The following is a 19132-nucleotide window of genomic DNA, read 5'->3' as shown; positions in this document are numbered from 1 at the left end:
GCGCAATAACTACGTGCTCTCAGTCGCGCGATCAGCAGCTTTTACATGCCGCATGCTCACGCGCGTAACGCGCCTGTAACGAGTGTTCGCGCCGCTTGCCGAGCAGGGGCAAAAGCGATTTAGCCCGCACACGGCGCAATTGAGCCGCGCTATCATCGGCGCATGAACGATCCTACCTTTCCTATCGTATGCAGACATCCTGCCAATGACGTCGGCCGCGACTTCGTGGTCGGCGATCTGCATGGCTGCGTCGATGCGCTGCGCTATCTGCTGCACGAAATCGGCTTCGATGCGGAGCGGGATCGTTTGTTTTCCGTCGGCGATCTCGTCGATCGTGGCGCGGATTCGCTCGCGGCGGTCGATCTCATCGACAAGCCGTGGTTCTATGCCGTGCGCGGCAATCACGAAGATGCGCTGATGTCGGTCGCGGCCGGCACGATGCGGCGTCAGTCGTGGTACGCGATTGGCGGCGCGTGGGCCGAAACGCTCACGGACGACGAACTCGCCGCGCTCGCCGTGCGGCTCGAAAAACTGCCGCTCGTGCGTATCGTGGGCGAGGGGACGCAGCGCTTCAACGTGCTGCACGCGGAATTCTTCGGCAGCGACGCCGAACTCGACGCCGCCGAATTCTCCGACGATGCGCGCAATCAGATCTTGTGGGGCCGCGGTCTCGCGCTCGGCCACGCGGACCCGTCGCGGCAAATCGGTTTGTCGACGACGTATTGCGGTCACACGCCGATGCGCGCCGTGAGGCAGATCGGCTCGCAGGTTTTCATCGATACGGCGGCGTTCGCATCGGAAGGGCGGCTCACGATCGTCCAGCCGGGCACCGACGAGCGCTGGTCCGTGAAGGAGCGCTGGGCTGCGTCCGAAGGCGCGGCGGCGCTCGCGCTGCCCTGATCTCGCGACGGCGGCCACGCGTGCCCGGATAGCCCGGCACGCACGTTGCTTGATGCTTCGCCATGACAACGAAAGCAGACCAGGCGAGGCACACGGTGGCGACGATCGACAAAAACAGCGACGCAGGCGGCCCGCAAGGCTGCCCCGAGGACTTGCCGCCGGGCCTGCGCTACATGGACGATGCGCGGCGCGGCTACACGCGCGAGTGGATCGACGGCGCCTTCGCGTACTTCAACACGCAGGGCAGGCGCATCGACGACGAAGCCGAGATTCGCCGCATCAACGCGCTCGCGATTCCGCCCGCGTACACCGCCGTATGGATTTGTCCCGACGCGCGCGGCCATCTCCAGGCCACGGGGCGCGATGCGCGCGGACGCAAGCAGTATCGCTATCACCCGCAGTGGCGCGAAACGCGCGACGCCAACAAGTACGAGCGCATGCTGGCCTTCTCCGCCGTGCTGCCGAGGCTGCGCGCCCGCGTCGCGCGCGATCTTTCGCTGGAAGGCATGCCGCGCGACAAGGTGCTCGCCACGGTCGTGCGTCTGCTCGACACGACGCTGATCCGCGTCGGCAGCGAAGAGTACGCACGCGAAAATCGCTCCTACGGCCTGACGACGTTGCGAAAGCGCCATCTCAAGGTATCGGCGGGAACGCTGCGGTTCAGGTTCCGCGGCAAGAGCGGGATCGAGCACGATGTCGCCGTGAGCGACGCGCGGGTCGCGCGCATCGTCAAGCGCTGCCTGGATCTGCCGGGGCAGGATCTTTTCCAGTATCTCGATGAAGACGGCGAGCGGCATGCGGTGAGTTCGTCGGACATCAACGATTATTTGCGCGAGATCACCGGCGCGGACTTCACGGCGAAGGACTACCGGACGTGGGCGGGCAGCGTGTTCGCGCTCGCGGCGCTGCGAAAGCTCGAATGGGAGACGGTGACGGAGGCGCGCAAGCATGTCGTCGGCACGATCAAGGACGTCGCGCAACTGCTGCGCAATACGCCCGCCGTATGCCGCAAATGCTATGTGCATCCCGCCGTGATCGAGGCATTCGAGGCGGGCGAACTCGCGCAGGCCATGCCTGCATCGCGCCGCAACGGCCTCAAGACCGACGAAGCCGCGCTCGCGATCTTCCTCGAAAAGGACGCGAAGCGGCGCACGCGCGAGGCCGCGCGCAAGAACCGCAAGGGCGCCGCGCCAAGCGATACACGCCTCACCCGGATGCTGGCGGAATCGAGCCGCAAGGCGCGCGCGGGCGCGTTGAAGGGCAGCGGCAAGAGCGCGGCGGCCCAGGCGCTCGATCACGCCGTCAAGAAGCCGGCGGGCAAGGCCGCGCGCCCGGCGTCGAAGAGGCTCGGGCGCACGCGCACGGAGACGGCGGTGGCGATCAGCTAAAAGCGCAACTGAGATGCGCCAAACGTTTGCCTGCTCAGCCGACCTGATTCAGCTCGAACACATAATCGATCGACTCGCCGTTCCAGTTGTATTCGAGATACGCGGCGTGACGGCAGTCGCGCAGCATCGTCGTGCGCAGCGCGGCAAGGCATTCGCCTTCCGGATCGCGCACCGACGGATACACGATGCCCGGCGCGCCCGCCGCCCGCACCGCGCGGCCGAGCGCCTTGCCCGGGCCATAGTCGTCCGGCGCGAGAATGCGCGGGTCGAGCGCCGCCTGCGCGATCGCGTCGCCGCGCAGATCGATGACTTCGCCGTGCGCCATCACCGTGTAGAGACGCATCTGCTGACGCAGCGGCGCTTCGTTCGTCGCGGCGAGAAAGAGGCTGGCGTGATAGCGCGTCTCCGCGATGGCCGTTTGCCGCTCGCGGCCGCAATAGAACACGCCGTAGCTGCCGTCGGAGAAACGGCTGCCGTTCGGGTTCAGATGCGTGAAGGCCGCCATGATCGGCCCGCAGCCCGGCCCGAAGCAGCGCTCGTCGGGCGGCACGAGATCGAGTTCGCCGACTTCGGTGCGCAGGCGGTCGTTGGTCATCGCTTCGAGCGCGTAGAGCGCTTCGAAATCCTGCGGCGACGCCACGCGGTCGAACAAGTTGACCGCGGGAAAACGCGTGGGAATCACGCGATAGGCGGGCGACCAGTCGAGCAGACCGTGGGGCCACCGTTCGCGCCAGTTCGATGTGTCCTTGCTGAATGTCACTCCCATCACGCCCAGCCGCCTCGCATCGCGTCGAGATACTGGCGCACGGCGACGAGGTCGCTGATATTGCCCGCCAGCAGGCGATCGAGCGCCGGACGTCCGCCGAAGGGCGGCGCGGCGTTGGGGCGGCGAATCCAGGTATCGGCGGCCCGCGGGTCGGGCAGGAGAATCTGCAGCGCCTTGTAGATGCCGAGAATCAGCGAGAGACGCTCCAGCGTGTCGCGCGTGAGCCGCGCGGACGCGGGTTCCTGCTTCCACTTGAAGTAGGTGGAGCGGCCGGGCGAGCCGAGCAGCCTGATCTGGTCTTCGGCGGAGAGCGCCCAGTCGCGGGCGATATTGAAGAACGCGCGCAGGCCGGCGGCGGATAAATCGCTGGAGTCCAGCGCCGGATGCGGCGCCGGATGGCCAGCCGGCACATGCACGGCGCGTGCGGCGTTAGACATGTCGTTAAGTCTCCAAAGGAACTAATTTTGTATATTAGTCCACAACTGGATTAATGCAAGCATGTCATGCGCTTTCGTGCTCGCAGCGCCGGATCAATCGTCGTCGTCGGAGGGGCCGTAGCGGCGGCCCGGCACGTGGGAACGCAAGGCATCGGCGATCTGGGACGCCGTGCAATTGGCGGGAAACACGCGGCGCTGCACACGCGCATCGTTTTTCATCACCCATTCGACCATGCGATACGCCGGTCCCCACGGCGGCTCGACCGGCAGGGACAGGCGGCATTCGCGCAGGGTGAGCGCGTATTGTTTTCGCAGCGTCGGGGCGAGATTCGCGGAGCGTCGACGCGCGGCGGTGTTGGCGGACATGGCGCATTCCTCACGGTGGGGGCTCGGCCGTCCGGTGTGGACGGCGGCAAAGAGAGCCGGATCGCAAGGCGAGTGTGTCCCCGGAGAATTAAGCGCGACTTAATGGCCGGGCCGTCGCGCGCGGCGCGGCGAAATGCCGCTGTGGCGGCCTCGATCGACCAGGTCAAGAGGCGCTTCGGCATTTTCACCACGCCGCTCGACGCCTGTTTGCCACGGCGGCGGCTTACTGTATATTCGTACAGCTTGTCCGCAACAGGAGCTTGCCGATGAACCCACGCAACGATCCGCTCCCACGCGCGCCCGAAGCCGCCGCACTCGAACGTTTCATGCGTGCGACGCGCGCGGTCAATGCCGCGTTCGACGCCACGCGAGGCGAGCCGGGACTGGAGCAGGACGGGCAATCCGTCGCACGCTCGCTGGAGCGTCTCGACGCGGCGCTGCGCGAGCTGGAAACTTCCGAGCAGTCGCTCGACGCCATTCTCTCGCGCAGAGCGGGCCATTAACCGTTGGAGCGAATCTCTTGAAGCGCGTTTTCCTGATCGCCGTTCTTCTGATCGGCTCGTCGTCGCTTTTTGCGGCCGAGCGTTACTCCGAAGTCTGGAATCCTCCCGAAGCCCAGGCCGTCAAGGGCAAGACCAAGCCGCACGCCTCCACGCCGGCCGCGGCCAAGAAAAAGCGCAAGAGCGCGCCGCCCGTCAAGCAGGTCGCCGACAAGGCCGCCATCGAGCAGCCGCCGGCTTCGGCGCGTCCCAAGGCGTCGTCGTCGCGCAAGCAGACGGAGCCGGTCATTCCGCGCAAGATCGAACCGAACGGGCAGGTGATGCGCGTCTGATCCGCAAAGCAAAGCATGCACGACAAAAAGGGGCGCCCGACTGGAGCGCCCCTTTTTCATTGCGGCCGAACGCAGCCGCGCGATGTCATAACCGACCCATCAGCAGCAGCACGATCACCACGACCAGCACGATGCCGACGATTCCGCTCGGCCCGTAACCCCAGCTGCGGCTGTGAGGCCACGAAGGAATAGCGCCGATCAAGAGCAGGATCAGGATGATCAGCAGTATGGTTCCGATCGTCATTCGACTTCTCCTTATTCAAATGATCGCGTGAAGGATCGGCGCCCGGCGCGGCCTCCCAACTGCCATCGGCAGTCATACGCCGGGGGACGGCGGCTCATGGCCGCCGGCACGATCAGTCGTGCAATCGACGGCATGCATCGAGCAAAGGCTGTGCCAATCGGCCTGAAAGTCCACGCGACAAGGCTCGCCGCGTCATCGCGACGCGCAAGGGCCAGCGGCCGATTGTCGAAAAGGAGAGGCGAAACGAGGGGAGGCGGGCAAAAGTTGCACGGCGCGGATCACTTTCCCCGCGCCGTGCCGTGACGCAAAACGCCGCTCAGAAGATGCTGCGGAACACCCAGAACAGCAGACCGGCCAGCGCGATCGACACCGGCAGCGTCAGGATCCAGGCGAGCGCGAGGCTGCGCACCGTGCGCCATTGCAGGCCGGAGCCATTCGCGGCCATCGTGCCCGCGACGCCCGACGACAGCACGTGCGTCGTCGAGACCGGCAGGCCGTAGGCATCGGCCGCGCCGATGGTCAGCATCGCGACGAGTTCCGCCGACGCGCCTTGTCCATACGTGAGATGCGTTTTGCCGATGCGCTCGCCGACCGTCACGACGATACGCTTCCAGCCGACCATCGTGCCGAGGCCGAGCGCAACCGCGACGGCCACTTTCACCCACGTCGGAATGAACTTGGTCGCGTGATCGAGCTGCTTCTTGTAGTTGTCGATGACCGCGCCGTCATCCGCCGAAAACGCGGGCGCTTTCTGCTTTTCCATGATGCGCAGCGCTTCCGACGCGATGTACATCTCGTTGCGCACGTTCTTCACCGTGCCCTGCGGCACGGCGGAAATCGTGTCGTGCGGGCGAATCTCCGTATCGATCGAATCGACGAGACTCTTCAGCGACGCGACCGTGTCCGGCGCGAGCGTCTTCGTCTGCACGTATTTCTCGACTTGCGCGCGCGCATCGGGCGCGGGCTGCGCGCCGTTGCTGTAGCGCTGGAGCACCTCGGAGGCGCTGTGGCTCACGGCAAGGAAAGTCTGCGTTTCGCCCGGCGTCACGGCCTTGTTGAGCGCGTAGGCGGTCGGCACCGTGCCGATCAGAATCAGCATGATGAGGCCCATGCCCTTCTGGCCATCGTTGGAGCCGTGCGCGAAGGACACGCCCGTGCACGTGAGGATCAGCAGGCAGCGAATCCAGAACGGCGGCGGCGTGTTCTTTTCGGGTTCCTTGTAGAGCGCCGGCACGCGCACGACGAGCTTCAGCACATACAGCAGGAACGCCGCGGCGATAAAGCCGACGAGCGGCGAAAACAGCAGCGACTTGCCGACCGACACCGCCTGGCTCCAGTCGACGCCCGACGTGCCGTTCGTGCCGTGCAGCATCTGGTTCATGAGACCGACGCCGATTACCGAACCGATCAGCGTATGCGAACTCGAAGAAGGAAGGCCGAGCGCCCACGTGCCCAGATTCCAGATGATCGCCGCGATCAGCAGCGCGAAGACCATCGCGAAGCCCTGCGAACTACCGACGCCGATGATCAGTTCCACCGGCAGCAGTTGCAGGATGCCGAACGCGACCGCGCCGCTCGAAATCAGCACGCCGATGAAGTTCCATGCGCCCGACCAGACGACCGCGAGATTGGGTGTCAAAGAGTGCGTGTAAATTACGGTTGCGACGGCGTTGGCCGTGTCGTGAAATCCGTTGACGAATTCGAAGCCGAGCGCGATCAGGAGCGCGATGCCGAGCAGGATGTACGGAAACGCCGACGACTCGCGCACGGGCGCGAGGTCGTCGAGCAAATGCGTGACGCAGTACACCGCGCCCGCCGCGATGACGAGCAGAAACACCAGCAGCGCATAGCGCTGTCCGGGCGAGCGGCCTTGAGATTGGGGAAAGACAACTTGGTTCATGTCGCGTCCTTGGGGCTGTTCCAGCGCGGGGCGTAGCGGAAGTTGGGAGGTTGAAAAAGCAGACGAGAAGCGTTTCGCAAACACAACTGGCCATGTTTCCCGCCGCGTGTGTCGATTTCATGAATCGGATGACGAGAGGCTTTTCGTATGAATTGACGGGCGGCGCGAGACCGCGCGAGGAGACTTCATGACGGTGTGGGTCGAGGTGGCGCTGCAGGCGCATCGTTCGGACGACGGATCGATCGGCGCACTTGCAGCCGTGTTGCAGGGCACCGCAGCTTTCTTGAACGTGACGCCGGTCAGCACGCGCCTGGCGACGCGCGCCATTGCGCTGAAGACGCCGGGCTGGCGGCTCTTCGTCGATACGCTCGAAGGCGCTCGCACGCTGTGCGCCGTGCAGGACGACAGCACGCCGATGCCCGGCTTCGCGCGATATCGAACCTTCGCGCGTCCGGCGGGCGACGATCTGGCGGCGTCGCTGATCGAGTTCGCGCAAGCCGACGACGCGTTGCGCGCGCCGCTTGCGAAAGCGCATCGGCAAAGCGAGCCGAATGCGGAAGATCAACTCGAGCGCGAGATCGAACGCATCGAGTGGCGCATCGACGCGGGCGGCGCGGATATTCTCGCGACGCTCGAAACGTCGGCGGATGCGCCGCCGGCGCTGCGGCTCGCTTCGCCGGCGGTGAACGGCGCACTCGACGCGGTGTTCAGGCTCGCGGGCGAAGTGATCGACGCCGCGCCGTTTTTTATCGCGCCCGATGAAACGCATGAGACGCAGACCGAGCCCGTGTATGCCGCGAAGCTCGATCTGCCGCGCAAGGCGACGCAGCGCGAGGCGTTCGCGGCGATCGCCGCATCGGTGGCCGAACAGTGGTTCGGCAACGCGGCCGCGGCGCGCGCGAGTCTCGGCGATGAGCACGTGCATCAGTTGCGCGTCGCGCAGCGGCGGCTGAAGACGCTGCTGAAACTCTTTCCCGGCTACGTCGATGAAGCCTGGAACACGCGTCTCGCGCCCGATCTGACATGGTTCGGCGACCGGCTCGCCGATGCGCGCGACTGGGACGTCTTCACCGACAAGACGCTGCCCGCCTACGCCGCGTCCGACGACAGCGCCGAGCGCTGGCAGACGCTGATCGCCGCCGCCGACGCCAAGCGCGGCGTCGCGCGGGAGCGGGTGCGCGACGCGCTCGCGTCGAAGCGCTACGCGCGCCTCGCGCTCGCGTTCGTCGAATGGCTCGCGCGCTTTGCGTCGCAGGAAGACGCGGAGCCGGTACGCTTCGTCACCTACGCCGAGAAGCGCATTCGCAAGGATTACCGGCGCATCGCGCGCGTGCCCGACCTCGCGGCGCTCGAAGCGCACGAGCGGCATCGCGTGCGCATTCACGCGAAGCGCCTGCGTTACGCGCTCGAATTCTTCCGCTCGGTGACGTCGCGGCGCACGCGCGAGGACACGGCGAAACGGCTAGGCGAACTGCAAGGCGTGCTCGGCGAAGCGAACGATGCGGCCGTCGCCGCGGACCGGCTCGCGTCCATGCCCGAAGCCAGCGATTATCAGCGCGGTTTCGCGCGGGCCTGGGGCGCGGCGTCGGCGCAAAAGGATGCGGTGGAAGGCGAACGGCTGCTTCGTTCGATGCCTCGTCCGCGCGTCAGGTCGTCGATATAATGCGACACAAAGTTTCAGCCAGTCCCCGAGGGCAATCAATGACCAAAACAGCACCGCACGAGGTGCGCGAGACGCTGGAACTCGGCGGCTCCGTGTGGCTGAAAAGCGGCACGGAGACGCTCGGCGGCGCGGCGCGCATTGCACTTCTGGCCGCGATTCGCGATTCGGGATCGATCACCGCCGCGGCGAAGGCCGTCGGCATGAGCTACAAGGCCGCGTGGGACGCGGTCGACACGATGAACAACCTCGCCGGCCAGCCGCTCGTCACGAGCGCAACCGGCGGCAGGGGCGGCGGCGGCACGACGCTCACGCCCGCGGCGTTGCGTCTCATCGACACGTATCGCGCGGTAGAACGTGAACACAGAAAGTTTCTGGAACGGGCGGGCGCGGCTATCGAAGGCTTCGCCCACGATTGGCAATTGATCGGGAGACTAGGCATGAAAACAAGCGCACGCAATCAACTCGCTGGCAAAGTCACGAAAATCACGCGCGGGGCGGTCAACGACGAAATCGAGCTCGGCTTGCCGGGCGGCCAGACGATCGTCGCGGTCGTCACGCACGAAAGCACTCAGTCGCTCGGCCTGAAGGAAGGCAGCGACGCCTTCGCGCTCATCAAGGCGTCGTGGGTCATGCTGATGGAAGACACGAACGCGAAGCTGTCCGCGCGCAATCAGTTGCGCGGCACGGTCGCGAGCGTGACGAAGGGCGCGGTGAACGCCGAAGTCACGCTGTCGCTCGACGGCGGCACGACCGTCACCGCGATCATCACGAATCAGAGCGCCGATACGCTCGCGATCGCGCAGGGTCAGAAGGCCGTGGCGGTGATCAAGGCATCGAGCGTGATCATCGGCGTGAACGACTAAAGACGCGGCGCTCAGGCGGCCGCGTGCAGTTGCCGTGGAAGTTCGGTGCGGCGATCCGGCGCGCGGTCGCGCTTCGCCTTCCAGCTCGCCCGCACGTAGGGGCGCTCGTGCCCGGACAGCCCGAGCGCGATTTCGGTGATCCAGTGCTGCGTCGGCACTGGCACGCCGTGCAAGGCCACGACGACGACGGCGAGACTCGCGGCGACGGGCGCCGGCGAGAGTTTGCCGGCCTCGGCGCGCCACGCGATGCGCACGAACGCGAGCGCGACGATCGCGCCCAGCATGCAGCCCGCGACGACTTCGGACACCGAATGCGCGTTCAGCACGACGCGCGACACCCCGACCCAGACGCCCAGCAACAGACCCGCCGCGACGCCGGCTGCACGTAACGCGCCGCGTGCGGGCAGAAGCGCGACGAAGATCGCGACGGGCAGCACCGCCGTGGACATCAGCGCATGTCCGCTGATGCCGGTGAAATCCAGATGACGCATGCCGATGCCCCAGCCGATGAACGCAATCTTGCTCAACGCGACCAGGCCGCTCGCCGCACCGAGCAGCGCGAGCCACGCGCCTGCGTACTTCCAGCGATAGCCAACTGCGAGCCATGCGGCGACGATGAGCGCCGCCGGCCCCATGACGCCGACGCTACCGAGCGCGGTAATGGAGATCCAGACAGATAGGGGCAAATCCACATTCATGGGCATTCTTGGGAATAAGGGTTGCTGCAGCGCCGCAGTATCGAACGCGACGGGCGTTGTCTGAAGCGTTCAAGACATAGTGCAGAGGGTTCGGCACAGTATAGCGTGTCGGAACGGGCTGATTTATGCGAGAGTCCCGAAAGAATCCGTTTCTTTATGTCGCATAACTCGCGCTTAGTTCGGTCTTTTCCAGTGATCTTACGGTAATTGACGCCGCGCGTTGACTCGACCACACGCGCCGCGCCGCCCGTTTGGTGCTATTGTGCAATGCACAACCCGGCGCGATTTTTTGTCGCGCCATCCGATGCACGTTTGAAAAGGATCCAGCCGATGTCGAAAAGCCTTACCAAGCTCTGGTTGCGCGGCTTGAGACGCCTCGTCGCCGGCCAAGTGGAAGCGGTGCGTGCGCCGAAGCCCCGTACAGCGGCCAAGCCCGCGCGCGCAAAAACGGTCAAGTCGAAACTGAAGTCGAACGCAGCCGCCAAGGTGGCGGGCGCGCCGCGCCCGGCGGCGAGTGCCCGCCCGGCGATGCGCGAATCGCGCGTGCGTCCGCGCGCCTCCGCCTGGGCGCGGGGGAAGTGGGCGCGGTCGTATCACTCGGCGCCGCCTACGTCGGGCCGCTTCGTGAATCACATGTCGTACGCGCTGTATCTGCCGCCGAAGACGGATATCGAGCCGATGCCGCTCGTCGTGATGCTGCACGGTTGCAAGCAGAACGCCGACGAGTTCGCGCAAGGCACCCGCATCAACCTGCTCGCCGACAAGTATGGATTCGCCGTGCTGTACCCGGAGCAGTCGAAGCACGATCACGCGCATCGCTGCTGGCGCTGGTATGACGATTCAGGCGGCGGAGGCGGCGGGGAGGCCGCGTCGGTCGTCTCGCTGGTCAACGCGATGGTCGAGCAGCATGACCTCGACGGCGAGCGCGTGTACCTCGCGGGCATGTCGGCGGGGGCGGGGCTCGCGGCGCTGCTCGCCGTGCGTTATCCGCATATGTTCGCCGCGGTCGGCCTGCATTCGGGCGTGGTGTTCGGCGAGGCGCGCTCGGCCATCGGCGCGATGGACGTGATGCGGCGCGGCAGCCGCAGCGATCCGGTCGCACTGATCGACGCGGCCGTCGATGTTCGCGACTATCCGGGCATGCCGGCCATCATCGTGCATGGCGAACTGGATTCGGTCGTCACCGCCGCCAACGCCGAGCAACTGACGAAGCAGTTCCTACGGCTCAACGGCTTCATCGATGCGGCCGGCAATCGCCGCGCGGGCGAGGCGCGCGAGGAATCGCATGCGGATGGCGTCGTGACGGACTACGTCAAGAACGGCCGCCGCGTCGTAAAGACGTCGGTCGTGCGGGGGCTCGGCCATTCATGGGCCGGCGGCGACGATACGGTGGCTTTCCACTCGTCGAAGGGGCCGGATTCATCGGCGATGATGTGGGAGTTTTTCAAGTTCCAGCGCCGCCCGAACGTCGCGGCGCGCGATGCCTACGTCGCCTGAGCAACTTGGCAGTGTTTCGAGTGTTGCAAATAAGTCTTTAGTATCAGCGTTCTAGCATTTGGGGCTGGCGTCGAATCAGGGGATTACCCTATAATCCGTTTCATAGGTAATAACCCCAGTATTCAAGCGAGGCCCACCATGTTCCTGCTCAGCCGCATTTTCCTGTTTTTGACCAAGTCCGCCGACCAGCGCGATCGCGAGCGCGACGACGCCTATCTCGCCGAAGCCACGGATATCTACGATCTCGAATATCGTATGAAGAAGCTGGATCAGCGCGTGGCGACTCGTCATCCGGCGTGGATGTCGAACTGATTTATCGCTCGCGCATCGGGGCCGCTGTTTTCGACGCGGCTCAGCAGTGCAGATGTTGAAATGCCGGCCTTCGAGCCGGCATTTCTGTTTCTACGCGCGTCGCGTCAGATTACGTTCACGCGCACGTCGACGTTATTGCGCGTCGCATTCGAGTACGGACAGACCTTGTGCGCGGCATCGACCAGCGCCTGCGCTTCGGCTCCGTCCAGGCCCGGCAGTGCGATGCGCAACTCGATGTCCAGCTTGAAGCCGCCCGCATCGTTCGGCCCGACGCCGACATCGGCGGTCACGGTGGTATCAGCCGGAATGGCGCGCCTTTGCTGGCCAGCGACGAACTTCATCGCCGAAAGAAAGCACGCGGAATAGCCCGCCGCGAACAGTTGCTCCGGGTTCGTCCCCGCTGCGCCCGAACCGCCGAGTTCCTTCGGCGCGCTCAATTTGACGTTCAGTTGCTCGTCCGAGGAAATCGCGCGGCCATCACGCCCACCGGTGCTCGTCGCCGTTGCCTTGTACAGAATGCTCATCAGTTTTCTCCGTTAGTTTGCGTTGACCACGGCGAGAATATAGCGCGTTAATAATTAGTGTACAAAGTAAATTGTTGCGATGTGGGCGTTAGAGAAAGACTATCGGTAAGCAATCAGTTATCGCCGTAAGCGTTCAGCGCCGTGCGCAGGCGCACGAGATCGCTGCGCAAGCGCAGCATAGCGTCGATATCGGAGCCGGACGCGCAGTAGATTTCGCTCGGAACACCGCGCGCGGATTGCTTGAGCGCGCGGCCCGCATGGGTCAGCCGGATGTAGACCTGACGCTCGTCCGCCACACCACGCACGCGCTCGACGTAGCCCTGGGCTTCGAGACGCTTCAGGAGCGGCGTCATCGTCGCCGAATCGAGCGCGAGGCGCGCGGCGATTTCCTTGACAGTCAGATCGTCCGCTTCCCAGAGCACGAGCATCGCCAGATATTGCGGATACGTGAGGCCGAGCTTCTCCAGCAGCGGCTTGTACGCTTTCGTCATCGCGAGCGATGTCGAGTAGAGCGCAAAGCACAATTGCTGATCGAGTTCGAGCGGGAAGTCGGGCGAAGCGTCGGGCGAAGTCATGGCAAAGCGCGGCGAAAAGGCCGGGGGCGGCCGATGCCGTTAGTGTACGTGCAACGCTTCGCGCACGAACGATCGCCGCGCCCGGTGCTCAGGCGTTGGGTGTGCCGGGCGCTTCGGGAATGTCCGGCGTGTCGGGCGACTGCACGCCGAAGCAGCCGCGGTAAGTCGCGTAGAACGAGCAATAGAGCGCCGTCGTCACGATGATGGAGGCGGGCATCAGCACCGCGAGCGCCATTTCCTGACCGGCGCCGAGCGCCTGCATGAGCGCCGTCAGCCCGAACGACACCGCGAGCGCAATGGCGATCCACAGCACGCCGTAATAGATGAACGCGCCACGGTTGCGCCAGCACGACACGAGGCTGAAGAACAACGCCTTCGCGGGCGGCACGTCGTGCCACGCGACGAGAATCGGCGCGAACCAGAAAAGCATCGCGAACGGGATGTAGCACGCCATGGCGACGAGCACCGCGAGCGGGCTGAAGCTCGCCGCGACGGTTTCCGGATCGCCGCTTGGGCCCGCGCCCATCATCATGCTGAGCAGCGTGCCGCCGTCCACGAGCGCCGAGGCCGCGAAGATCACCGCCATCGCGATGACGTAGAGCGCGCCAAGCGCAAGCAGCCTGCGCGCGACGACGCTGCCGTACGAACGGAATCCGTCGACGAGCACGGTCGGCCAGACCGGCTTGCCCGCGATCGTGTTGCGGCACGCCGCCATGAAGCCGACCGCGACGCCCGGAATGAACAGCAGCGGCAGAACCGGGCCGACGAGCGGCACGCGCGAGATCAGCGTCATCACGAACAGATAGGCGAAGAACACCGTGAGGAACGCAAACGGGTTGCGGCGGAACAGCCAGATGCCTTGGCGGAACCACACGTAGCCGGTTTTGGCGGGAACTTCGATCAGTCGCATGTCGCAGGTTATTGGTTGGCGGAGGAAGCAGATTCGACGCGTTCGCGCAGAATGCGTTCGAAATGGCCGGGATCGTGCGCTTTGAGCATTTGCGCTTCACGCGGCCGATGAAAGTCGTACAGACGCGACACCCAGAAGCGCATCGCGCCGGCGCGCAGCATGTCGTTCCAGTGACGCTCCTCGGCGGGCGTGAACGGCCGGACGGTCTGATACGCGCGCAGCATTGCATCGAGGCGCGCGGGGTCGAGCACGCCGGTCGCGAGATCGATGCACCAGTCGTTCACGGTCACGGCAACATCGAAGAGCCACTTGTCGACGCCCGCGAAGTAGAAGTCGAAGAAGCCGCCCAGACGCGCATGCTCGCGGCCGTGCGCGAACAGCACGTTGTCGCGGAACAGATCGCAGTGGCAGGGGCCGTCGGGCAGCGACGCGTAATCCGCCGAGGCAAAGAACGCGGCCTGATGCGCGAGCTCGCTTTCGAAGAGTTCGCGCTGCTCGCGGCTCAGAAATTCGACGATCGACGGCGCTTTCTCCTGCCACCAGGCGAGGCTGCGCAAATTCGGCTGATGCTGCGTGAAGTCGCGGCCCGCGAGATGCAGGCGCGCGAGCATCTGCCCGACTTCGATGCAATGCGCCGGAGTGGGCGCAAGTTCGGGCGCGCCTTCGAGCTTCGTCACAATGGACGCGGGCTTGCCGTGCAGCATGCCGAAGAGCGAGCCGTCGCGGCGCGGCATCGGATCGGGCACCGGCACGCGATGCGATGCCAGATGGCGCATCAGATCGAGGTAGAACGGCAACTGCGTGGCGCTCAGATTTTCGAAGATCGTGAGCACGTACTCGCCGTGCGTCGTCGTGAGAAAAAAGTTGCTGTTCTCGATGCCCGACTGGATACCGCGAAATTCGACGACATCGCCGAGATCGTAGTCTTGCAGCCAGTCGCCGAGTTCGGCGTTGGTGACGGGGGTGAAGACGGCCATGCGGGAAAACGTCGGTCAGGTTGGACGGCCGGGAGCGGGCCTGGGACAGGTGGCCCCCGGTAAAGAGCCACGGTGCCGCGGCCCGCTCGGCGGGAGCGGGCCCGGAGCAATCTTACGGGATCAGTAATGCAGGTTGATGGACGGAAGGCGCGTGCTCGCCTTGCCGTTGTCGCGCACTTGCGGCGAGGTATCGGCGGGCGCGCTCATCTGATAGCGCGTGCCGAAATTCGAACGCACGTCGATTTCGACGGGCTTGCCTTTGTCGCGGAATTCGGTGATTTCGGTGCCGTTGGTGCTCAGTTCGTGAAAGCTCGGCGTACGCGGCGGCGAGATCTCGACTTTCGAGCTGACGTTGGCGGGCGGGCGGTTGATGGCCTTCAGGTCGGGCAGGCCCGCGGCTTCTTCCGGCGACATTTGCTGGGCCGCCGGTTGCGGTTGCGGCCGGGCGGCTTGCTGTGCCGGCTGCGCAAATGCGCCGAAGCTTGCGGCGGCGAGGACTGCCGCGGCGGCGGCGCAAAGGTGCGGCTTCATGATCTTTCTCCAGGCGATGGCCGGATTCTAACAAAACGGTTGCAGGCTGAGCGATGCACGCGCGCCAAAGCCTTATTTTGCGCCGCTTTCGGGAATTGCGAATCGAAACGCCAAAAAGGTGTTGCGAGGTGTGATCGCACGCACTCAGGCCACGAGGGACTTCATGGTTCGCGCATTCTTCCGTGTTAATGTCGATTCATTACGAGGGCTTTAGAAATACACAAGATCATGACAAACGACCGGACTCAAAGCACGCAAGGCACGCCCGCCAACGATTTTCCGACCGAATCCTTCGAAGACCCGGCCGCCGCCGTCACGCGCCTTTCGGCGATCTATGAAGCGAATACCGCGTTTCTGCGCGATGCTTTCGCGCGCTATCGCCGCAACGAGCGGTTCACGCATCGCGTGCGCGCGTGCTATCCGTTCGTGCGCGTGCGCACCGAGTTGAACACGCAGATCGATTCGCGGCGTTCGTATGGTTTCGTCGCGGGTCCCGGCATTTACGAAACGACGCTCACGCGTCCCGATCTTTTCGGCGATTACTATCGCGAGCAATTGCGGCTGCTCACGAAGAATCATCACGTCGGTCTCGAAGTGGGCGTCTCCGCGCATCCCATTCCGATTCACTTCGCGTTCGCCGAAGGCATTCATCTCGAAGGCGATCTCGATCGCGACCGCCTGCTCGCGATGCGCAATATCTTCGATACCCCCGATCTCGCGCTGCTCGACGATCGCATCGTCAACGGCACGTATGAGCCGGGCCCGGGCGAGCCTCATCCGCTTGCGCTGTTCACGGCGGCGCGCGTGGATTTCTCGCTGCATCGGCTGCGGCATTACACGGCGACCTCGCCGACGCATTTTCAGAACTACGTGCTGTATACGAACTATCAGTTCTACATCGACGAGTTCGTGAAGCTCGGCCGCAAGATGATGTCGCGTGCCGACGACGAGGAGACGCGCGCGTATCGATGCGAGTATTCGTCGTTCGTCGAACCGGGCGATGTCGTCACGTACAACGCCAATCTCGGCGAGCAGCCGGAAGAAGGCACGTCGCCCGCGCGCCTGCCGCAAATGCCCGCGTATCACCTGAAGCGCGCGGATGGCAGCGGCATCACGATGGTGAATATCGGCGTGGGGCCATCGAACGCGAAGACGATCACGGATCACATCGCGGTGCTGCGTCCGCACGCGTGGATCATGCTCGGGCACTGCGCGGGCTTGCGCAATACGCAGCGTCTGGGCGATTACGTGCTGGCGCACGGCTATGTGCGCGAGGATCACGTGCTCGACGACGATCTGCCGCTGTGGGTGCCGGTGCCGGCGCTCGCGGAAGTGCAGGTCGCGCTGGAGCGCGCGGTCGCGCAGGTGACGCAGCTCGAAGGCGTCGAGTTGAAGCGCGTGATGCGCACGGGCACCGTCGCGAGCGTCGATAACCGCAACTGGGAATTGCGCGATCATCGCGAGCCGGTGCGGCGTCTGTCGCAGAGCCGCGCGGTGGCGCTGGATATGGAGAGCGCGACGATCGCGGCGAACGGCTTCCGTTTTCGCGTGCCGTATGGGACGTTGCTATGTGTGTCCGACAAGCCCTTGCATGGCGAGCTGAAGCTGCCGGGAATGGCCGATCAGTTCTATCGGGCGCAAGTGGATCAGCACTTGCAGATCGGCGTGAAAGCGATGGAGTTGCTACGCGAGAATGGCTTGTCGAAGCTGCATTCGCGGAAGTTGCGGAGCTTTGCGGAGGTGGCGTTTCAGTGAGCCTGCACGATGGGCGGGCCGCGCTTGACCGCGTTGCCCGCTTTATGAAGTCCGCCGCGCCTCTTATTGCTGAACGCGTGGCGCGGACAGAAGCCTCGTGTAATTCATCCAGCCGGTGACGGGGGCCTCGGTGTTATGAGATGGCATGCAGCCAATCTGCTGATCGAGCTCGGCCGGCATGCAGTAGGCGCCTTCATACGTGACACGAACCCAGGGTGTGTTGGTGCCAGAGGATTCAGTGACGTTTCGAATCGTCGAGGTGTCTGCGCTGATCTTCGAATCCTTCGGCACGATCACCACCGCCGAACAAGTCGAGCCGGGACATGAACGCATGTTCATGTCGATCCCGCTGAGCCACATGTCGATGACGCCGCGGTTAGCAGAAGTCGCAACAGGCGTACTTTCGACGGGTTGCGACGGTGGGGGCGCCGGCGTCTTGACGACGCTGAGGCGGGCAATCCGGTTGAGATCATCGTTGCTGATGCGGCGGACGAACCCCAACGACTCTTGCATACCGTCGCTGCCGATCAGCGAAAGGTTATAGGCAGTGTGATCCGAATTCCATACCTTGCGCAGTGTCAGAATTTCATCTTTACCGCCGCTTCGGGTGTTGATGTTGACGGTTTCAGCGTCGGGGTCAACATCGCCTAAAGTCACTGCTAGCGGTGTGTCGCCTTGAAGGATCTGCAACCGGTTATCCGCAAAATGGATTGTCGTCAGCCCAACAGGGGCGGACGAATTCCAGACGCCTGAAATCTCGCGTAGAAGTGCGATTTTTCTTTCCTGAATCGCGGAGTTTGGTGCGGCGGGGGTGCTCGCCGACGGCGAAGGGCTACTCGCCGGGCTCGAAGGTTTATCGCAACCGGAGAGAAGGGAAACGGACATTGCTCCTGCGAGAGCGAGTCGCAATGTTTGCTCGAATATTGATTTCATTCTTGAATTCTTATCTGCCGCGAATGGCGGCCGTGGGCCATCGATAGAGGCGCGGTCTCGAAAGGTCCGGTGATTTAAAGGAGCTATCGAATCGCAGAAGAGATCGTGCGTCCATCGCGTCTTCGCGTTTCGCAGCTAGCGCCCCGCTCCGGGCATAGGCTGCCCATGAGGAGCCTTAGCTTACGTTTCGGGTGAAAATGTTCTGTGGAAAAGTGTGGTGCCGCGGCAATTCAGCCGGGAAAGAGGGGGCGCGAGTGCGCAGTGAAGCAAAGAGCCGTGCGCGGCACGGCCCTTCCGAGACGTTGATGCGTTACAAATAAAACATCCGATCCTCATCCGACTTGCTTTCCGCCGGCTGCTCGACCGCTTCTTCACGATCTTCATAAAACCGCAGCACGGCATCGAGCACCTGATCCGGGTCGTCGATAACCTGCATCAGATCCAGATCCTTCGGGCTGATCACGCCGTTGGTCAAGAGCGTATTCTTGAACCAGTCCAGCAGTCCGGCCCAGAAATCCGCGCCGACGAGCACGATCGGCACATGGCGTGATTTCTTGGTCTGGATGAGCGTCAGCACTTCGGCGAGCTCGTCCAGCGTGCCGAAACCGCCCGGCATCACCACGACCGCGTCCGAATTCTTCACGAACGTGACCTTGCGCGTGAAGAAGTGACGGAAGCGCAGCGAGATGTCCTGCCACTGGTTGCCCGACTGCTCGTGCGGCAATTCGATGTTCAGCCCGACCGAAGGCGACTTGCCCGCGTGCGCGCCCTTGTTCGCCGCCTCCATGATGCCCGGACCGCCGCCCGAGATGACGGCGAAGCCCGCATCGGAGAATTTCTGCGCGATTTCGATCGTGCGCTGATAGTACGGCGACTCCGGTTTCAGACGCGCCGAACCATAGATGCTGATGGCAGGGCGGATCTCCGAGAGGTACTCGGTCGCCTCGATAAACTCTGCCATAATCGTGAACATCTGCCACGATGCGCGAGCCTTCTTGGCCGTCGCGCGCTCTTGATCTGCGAGCGATCGCAGACTCGGAATCACTTTTCTCTTGTTCATA

The 19132-nt window shown here is 64.2% G+C and carries 22 protein-coding genes; 9 read left to right on the top strand and 13 right to left on the bottom strand.

Annotation, left to right across the window (positions count from 1 at the left end):
* Nucleotides 1-162: 162 nt before the first annotated feature.
* Nucleotides 163-900, top strand: coding sequence for a metallophosphoesterase (locus AWB70_RS23645; RefSeq protein ID WP_053569393.1), 738 nt, complete (start codon nucleotides 163-165; stop codon nucleotides 898-900).
* 62 nt (nucleotides 901-962) lie between these two features.
* A complete protein-coding gene (locus tag AWB70_RS23640; protein ID WP_053569392.1) occupies nucleotides 963-2288 on the top strand; it encodes a DNA topoisomerase IB in 1326 nt (441 codons plus the stop codon).
* 34 nt (nucleotides 2289-2322) lie between these two features.
* Here the strand turns inward: AWB70_RS23640 and AWB70_RS23635 are convergent, their stop codons facing one another.
* The 3 genes from AWB70_RS23635 to AWB70_RS23625 form a co-directional block, all read right to left on the bottom strand.
* Complete coding sequence (locus AWB70_RS23635; protein ID WP_053569391.1) at nucleotides 2323-3054, bottom strand: RES family NAD+ phosphorylase; 732 nt, start codon at nucleotides 3052-3054, stop codon at nucleotides 2323-2325.
* Nucleotides 3054-3491, bottom strand: a complete 438-nt coding sequence (locus AWB70_RS23630) for an MbcA/ParS/Xre antitoxin family protein (protein ID WP_053569390.1) — start codon at nucleotides 3489-3491, stop codon at nucleotides 3054-3056. The genes AWB70_RS23635 and AWB70_RS23630 overlap by 1 nt, the downstream gene beginning before the upstream one ends.
* A 93-nt stretch (nucleotides 3492-3584) precedes the next feature.
* Entirely contained in the window at nucleotides 3585-3857 is a 273-nt protein-coding gene (locus AWB70_RS23625; protein WP_053569389.1) for a DUF2866 domain-containing protein, read from the bottom strand.
* Nucleotides 3858-4123: 266 nt separating this feature from the next.
* On the opposite strand from AWB70_RS23625, the gene AWB70_RS23620 reads away from it, so the two are divergent.
* Both AWB70_RS23620 and AWB70_RS23615 read left to right on the top strand, forming a co-directional pair.
* Nucleotides 4124-4360 carry a hypothetical protein gene (locus AWB70_RS23620; RefSeq protein ID WP_053569388.1) on the top strand — a complete coding sequence of 79 codons (237 nt, stop codon included), beginning with the start codon at nucleotides 4124-4126 and terminating at the stop codon, nucleotides 4358-4360.
* 17 nt (nucleotides 4361-4377) lie between these two features.
* Nucleotides 4378-4689 carry a hypothetical protein gene (locus tag AWB70_RS23615; RefSeq protein ID WP_053569387.1) on the top strand — a complete coding sequence of 104 codons (312 nt, stop codon included), beginning with the start codon at nucleotides 4378-4380 and terminating at the stop codon, nucleotides 4687-4689.
* An 85-nt stretch (nucleotides 4690-4774) separates the two neighbouring features.
* On the opposite strand, the gene AWB70_RS23610 is transcribed toward AWB70_RS23615, so the two are convergent.
* Together AWB70_RS23610 and AWB70_RS23605 are read right to left on the bottom strand one after the other, a co-directional pair.
* On the bottom strand, nucleotides 4775-4933 hold the full coding sequence (locus tag AWB70_RS23610; RefSeq protein ID WP_041731911.1) for a DUF3309 family protein: 159 nt from the start codon (nucleotides 4931-4933) through the stop codon (nucleotides 4775-4777).
* Between the two features lie 316 nt (nucleotides 4934-5249).
* Entirely contained in the window at nucleotides 5250-6833 is a 1584-nt protein-coding gene (locus AWB70_RS23605; protein ID WP_014251378.1) for an inorganic phosphate transporter, read from the bottom strand.
* A 187-nt stretch (nucleotides 6834-7020) separates the two neighbouring features.
* On the opposite strand from AWB70_RS23605, the gene AWB70_RS23600 reads away from it, so the two are divergent.
* Together AWB70_RS23600 and AWB70_RS23595 are read left to right on the top strand one after the other, a co-directional pair.
* The gene (locus tag AWB70_RS23600; RefSeq protein WP_053569386.1) at nucleotides 7021-8496 is read left to right on the top strand and encodes a CHAD domain-containing protein; all 1476 of its coding nucleotides are present in this window, start codon (nucleotides 7021-7023) and stop codon (nucleotides 8494-8496) included.
* A gap of 38 nt (nucleotides 8497-8534) precedes the next feature.
* On the top strand, nucleotides 8535-9359 hold the full coding sequence (locus tag AWB70_RS23595) for a TOBE domain-containing protein (RefSeq protein WP_053569385.1): 825 nt from the start codon (nucleotides 8535-8537) through the stop codon (nucleotides 9357-9359).
* A gap of 11 nt (nucleotides 9360-9370) precedes the next feature.
* Here AWB70_RS23595 and AWB70_RS23590 read toward each other — a convergent pair whose 3' ends face one another.
* Nucleotides 9371-10057, bottom strand: coding sequence for a phosphatase PAP2 family protein (locus tag AWB70_RS23590; protein ID WP_053569431.1), 687 nt, complete (start codon nucleotides 10055-10057; stop codon nucleotides 9371-9373).
* 330 nt (nucleotides 10058-10387) lie between these two features.
* Between AWB70_RS23590 and AWB70_RS23585 the strand changes: the two genes are divergently transcribed.
* On the top strand, nucleotides 10388-11554 hold the full coding sequence (locus AWB70_RS23585) for an extracellular catalytic domain type 1 short-chain-length polyhydroxyalkanoate depolymerase (RefSeq protein ID WP_053569384.1): 1167 nt from the start codon (nucleotides 10388-10390) through the stop codon (nucleotides 11552-11554).
* A gap of 138 nt (nucleotides 11555-11692) precedes the next feature.
* Nucleotides 11693-11866, top strand: a complete 174-nt coding sequence (locus AWB70_RS23580; protein ID WP_014251373.1) for a DUF3563 family protein — start codon at nucleotides 11693-11695, stop codon at nucleotides 11864-11866.
* Nucleotides 11867-11970: 104 nt separating this feature from the next.
* Here AWB70_RS23580 and AWB70_RS23575 read toward each other — a convergent pair whose 3' ends face one another.
* From AWB70_RS23575 to AWB70_RS23555, 5 genes are all read right to left on the bottom strand, one after another.
* Nucleotides 11971-12390, bottom strand: a complete 420-nt coding sequence (locus tag AWB70_RS23575) for an organic hydroperoxide resistance protein (protein ID WP_053569383.1) — start codon at nucleotides 12388-12390, stop codon at nucleotides 11971-11973.
* A 113-nt stretch (nucleotides 12391-12503) separates the two neighbouring features.
* Nucleotides 12504-12965 (bottom strand): MarR family winged helix-turn-helix transcriptional regulator, encoded by a 462-nt coding sequence (locus AWB70_RS23570; protein ID WP_053569382.1) that lies wholly within the window; start codon nucleotides 12963-12965, stop codon nucleotides 12504-12506.
* 88 nt (nucleotides 12966-13053) lie between these two features.
* Entirely contained in the window at nucleotides 13054-13875 is an 822-nt protein-coding gene (locus tag AWB70_RS23565; protein WP_014251370.1) for a BPSS1780 family membrane protein, read from the bottom strand.
* Between the two features lie 8 nt (nucleotides 13876-13883).
* Entirely contained in the window at nucleotides 13884-14852 is a 969-nt protein-coding gene (locus AWB70_RS23560; RefSeq protein WP_014251369.1) for a homoserine kinase, read from the bottom strand.
* Between the two features lie 120 nt (nucleotides 14853-14972).
* A complete protein-coding gene (locus tag AWB70_RS23555) occupies nucleotides 14973-15383 on the bottom strand; it encodes a hypothetical protein (RefSeq protein ID WP_014251368.1) in 411 nt (136 codons plus the stop codon).
* Nucleotides 15384-15611: 228 nt separating this feature from the next.
* Between AWB70_RS23555 and AWB70_RS23550 the strand changes: the two genes are divergently transcribed.
* Nucleotides 15612-17138, top strand: coding sequence for an AMP nucleosidase (locus AWB70_RS23550; RefSeq protein WP_014251367.1), 1527 nt, complete (start codon nucleotides 15612-15614; stop codon nucleotides 17136-17138).
* 63 nt (nucleotides 17139-17201) lie between these two features.
* Here AWB70_RS23550 and AWB70_RS23545 read toward each other — a convergent pair whose 3' ends face one another.
* Nucleotides 17202-18071, bottom strand: a complete 870-nt coding sequence (locus AWB70_RS23545) for a hypothetical protein (protein ID WP_152979151.1) — start codon at nucleotides 18069-18071, stop codon at nucleotides 17202-17204.
* Between the two features lie 310 nt (nucleotides 18072-18381).
* A complete protein-coding gene (locus AWB70_RS23540; RefSeq protein ID WP_014251366.1) occupies nucleotides 18382-19131 on the bottom strand; it encodes an LOG family protein in 750 nt (249 codons plus the stop codon).
* Between the last annotated feature and the right edge of the window lies 1 nt (nucleotide 19132).

The sequence above is a fragment of the Caballeronia cordobensis genome, assembly GCF_001544575.2.
Classification (GTDB): domain Bacteria; phylum Pseudomonadota; class Gammaproteobacteria; order Burkholderiales; family Burkholderiaceae; genus Caballeronia; species Caballeronia cordobensis.
Note: the sequence above shows the minus strand (reverse complement) of the source record. Positions and strands in the feature narration are given on the sequence as shown.

Excerpts from the sequence above, each read along its gene's own strand:
- AWB70_RS23645 (WP_053569393.1), top strand. The coding sequence starts at position 163 with ATGAACGATCCTACCTTTCCTATCGTATGCAGACATCCTGCCAATGAC.
- AWB70_RS23640 (WP_053569392.1), top strand. The coding sequence starts at position 963 with ATGACAACGAAAGCAGACCAGGCGAGGCACACGGTGGCGACGATCGAC.
- AWB70_RS23635 (WP_053569391.1), bottom strand. The coding sequence starts at position 3,054 with ATGGGAGTGACATTCAGCAAGGACACATCGAACTGGCGCGAACGGTGG.
- AWB70_RS23630 (WP_053569390.1), bottom strand. The coding sequence starts at position 3,491 with ATGTCTAACGCCGCACGCGCCGTGCATGTGCCGGCTGGCCATCCGGCG.
- AWB70_RS23625 (WP_053569389.1), bottom strand. The coding sequence starts at position 3,857 with ATGTCCGCCAACACCGCCGCGCGTCGACGCTCCGCGAATCTCGCCCCG.
- AWB70_RS23620 (WP_053569388.1), top strand. The coding sequence starts at position 4,124 with ATGAACCCACGCAACGATCCGCTCCCACGCGCGCCCGAAGCCGCCGCA.
- AWB70_RS23610 (WP_041731911.1), bottom strand. The coding sequence starts at position 4,933 with ATGACGATCGGAACCATACTGCTGATCATCCTGATCCTGCTCTTGATC.
- AWB70_RS23605 (WP_014251378.1), bottom strand. The coding sequence starts at position 6,833 with ATGAACCAAGTTGTCTTTCCCCAATCTCAAGGCCGCTCGCCCGGACAG.
- AWB70_RS23600 (WP_053569386.1), top strand. The coding sequence starts at position 7,021 with ATGACGGTGTGGGTCGAGGTGGCGCTGCAGGCGCATCGTTCGGACGAC.
- AWB70_RS23595 (WP_053569385.1), top strand. The coding sequence starts at position 8,535 with ATGACCAAAACAGCACCGCACGAGGTGCGCGAGACGCTGGAACTCGGC.
- AWB70_RS23590 (WP_053569431.1), bottom strand. The coding sequence starts at position 10,057 with ATGAATGTGGATTTGCCCCTATCTGTCTGGATCTCCATTACCGCGCTC.
- AWB70_RS23585 (WP_053569384.1), top strand. The coding sequence starts at position 10,388 with ATGTCGAAAAGCCTTACCAAGCTCTGGTTGCGCGGCTTGAGACGCCTC.
- AWB70_RS23580 (WP_014251373.1), top strand. The coding sequence starts at position 11,693 with ATGTTCCTGCTCAGCCGCATTTTCCTGTTTTTGACCAAGTCCGCCGAC.
- AWB70_RS23575 (WP_053569383.1), bottom strand. The coding sequence starts at position 12,390 with ATGAGCATTCTGTACAAGGCAACGGCGACGAGCACCGGTGGGCGTGAT.
- AWB70_RS23570 (WP_053569382.1), bottom strand. The coding sequence starts at position 12,965 with ATGACTTCGCCCGACGCTTCGCCCGACTTCCCGCTCGAACTCGATCAG.
- AWB70_RS23565 (WP_014251370.1), bottom strand. The coding sequence starts at position 13,875 with ATGCGACTGATCGAAGTTCCCGCCAAAACCGGCTACGTGTGGTTCCGC.
- AWB70_RS23560 (WP_014251369.1), bottom strand. The coding sequence starts at position 14,852 with ATGGCCGTCTTCACCCCCGTCACCAACGCCGAACTCGGCGACTGGCTG.
- AWB70_RS23555 (WP_014251368.1), bottom strand. The coding sequence starts at position 15,383 with ATGAAGCCGCACCTTTGCGCCGCCGCCGCGGCAGTCCTCGCCGCCGCA.
- AWB70_RS23550 (WP_014251367.1), top strand. The coding sequence starts at position 15,612 with ATGACAAACGACCGGACTCAAAGCACGCAAGGCACGCCCGCCAACGAT.
- AWB70_RS23545 (WP_152979151.1), bottom strand. The coding sequence starts at position 18,071 with ATGAAATCAATATTCGAGCAAACATTGCGACTCGCTCTCGCAGGAGCA.
- AWB70_RS23540 (WP_014251366.1), bottom strand. The coding sequence starts at position 19,131 with ATGAACAAGAGAAAAGTGATTCCGAGTCTGCGATCGCTCGCAGATCAA.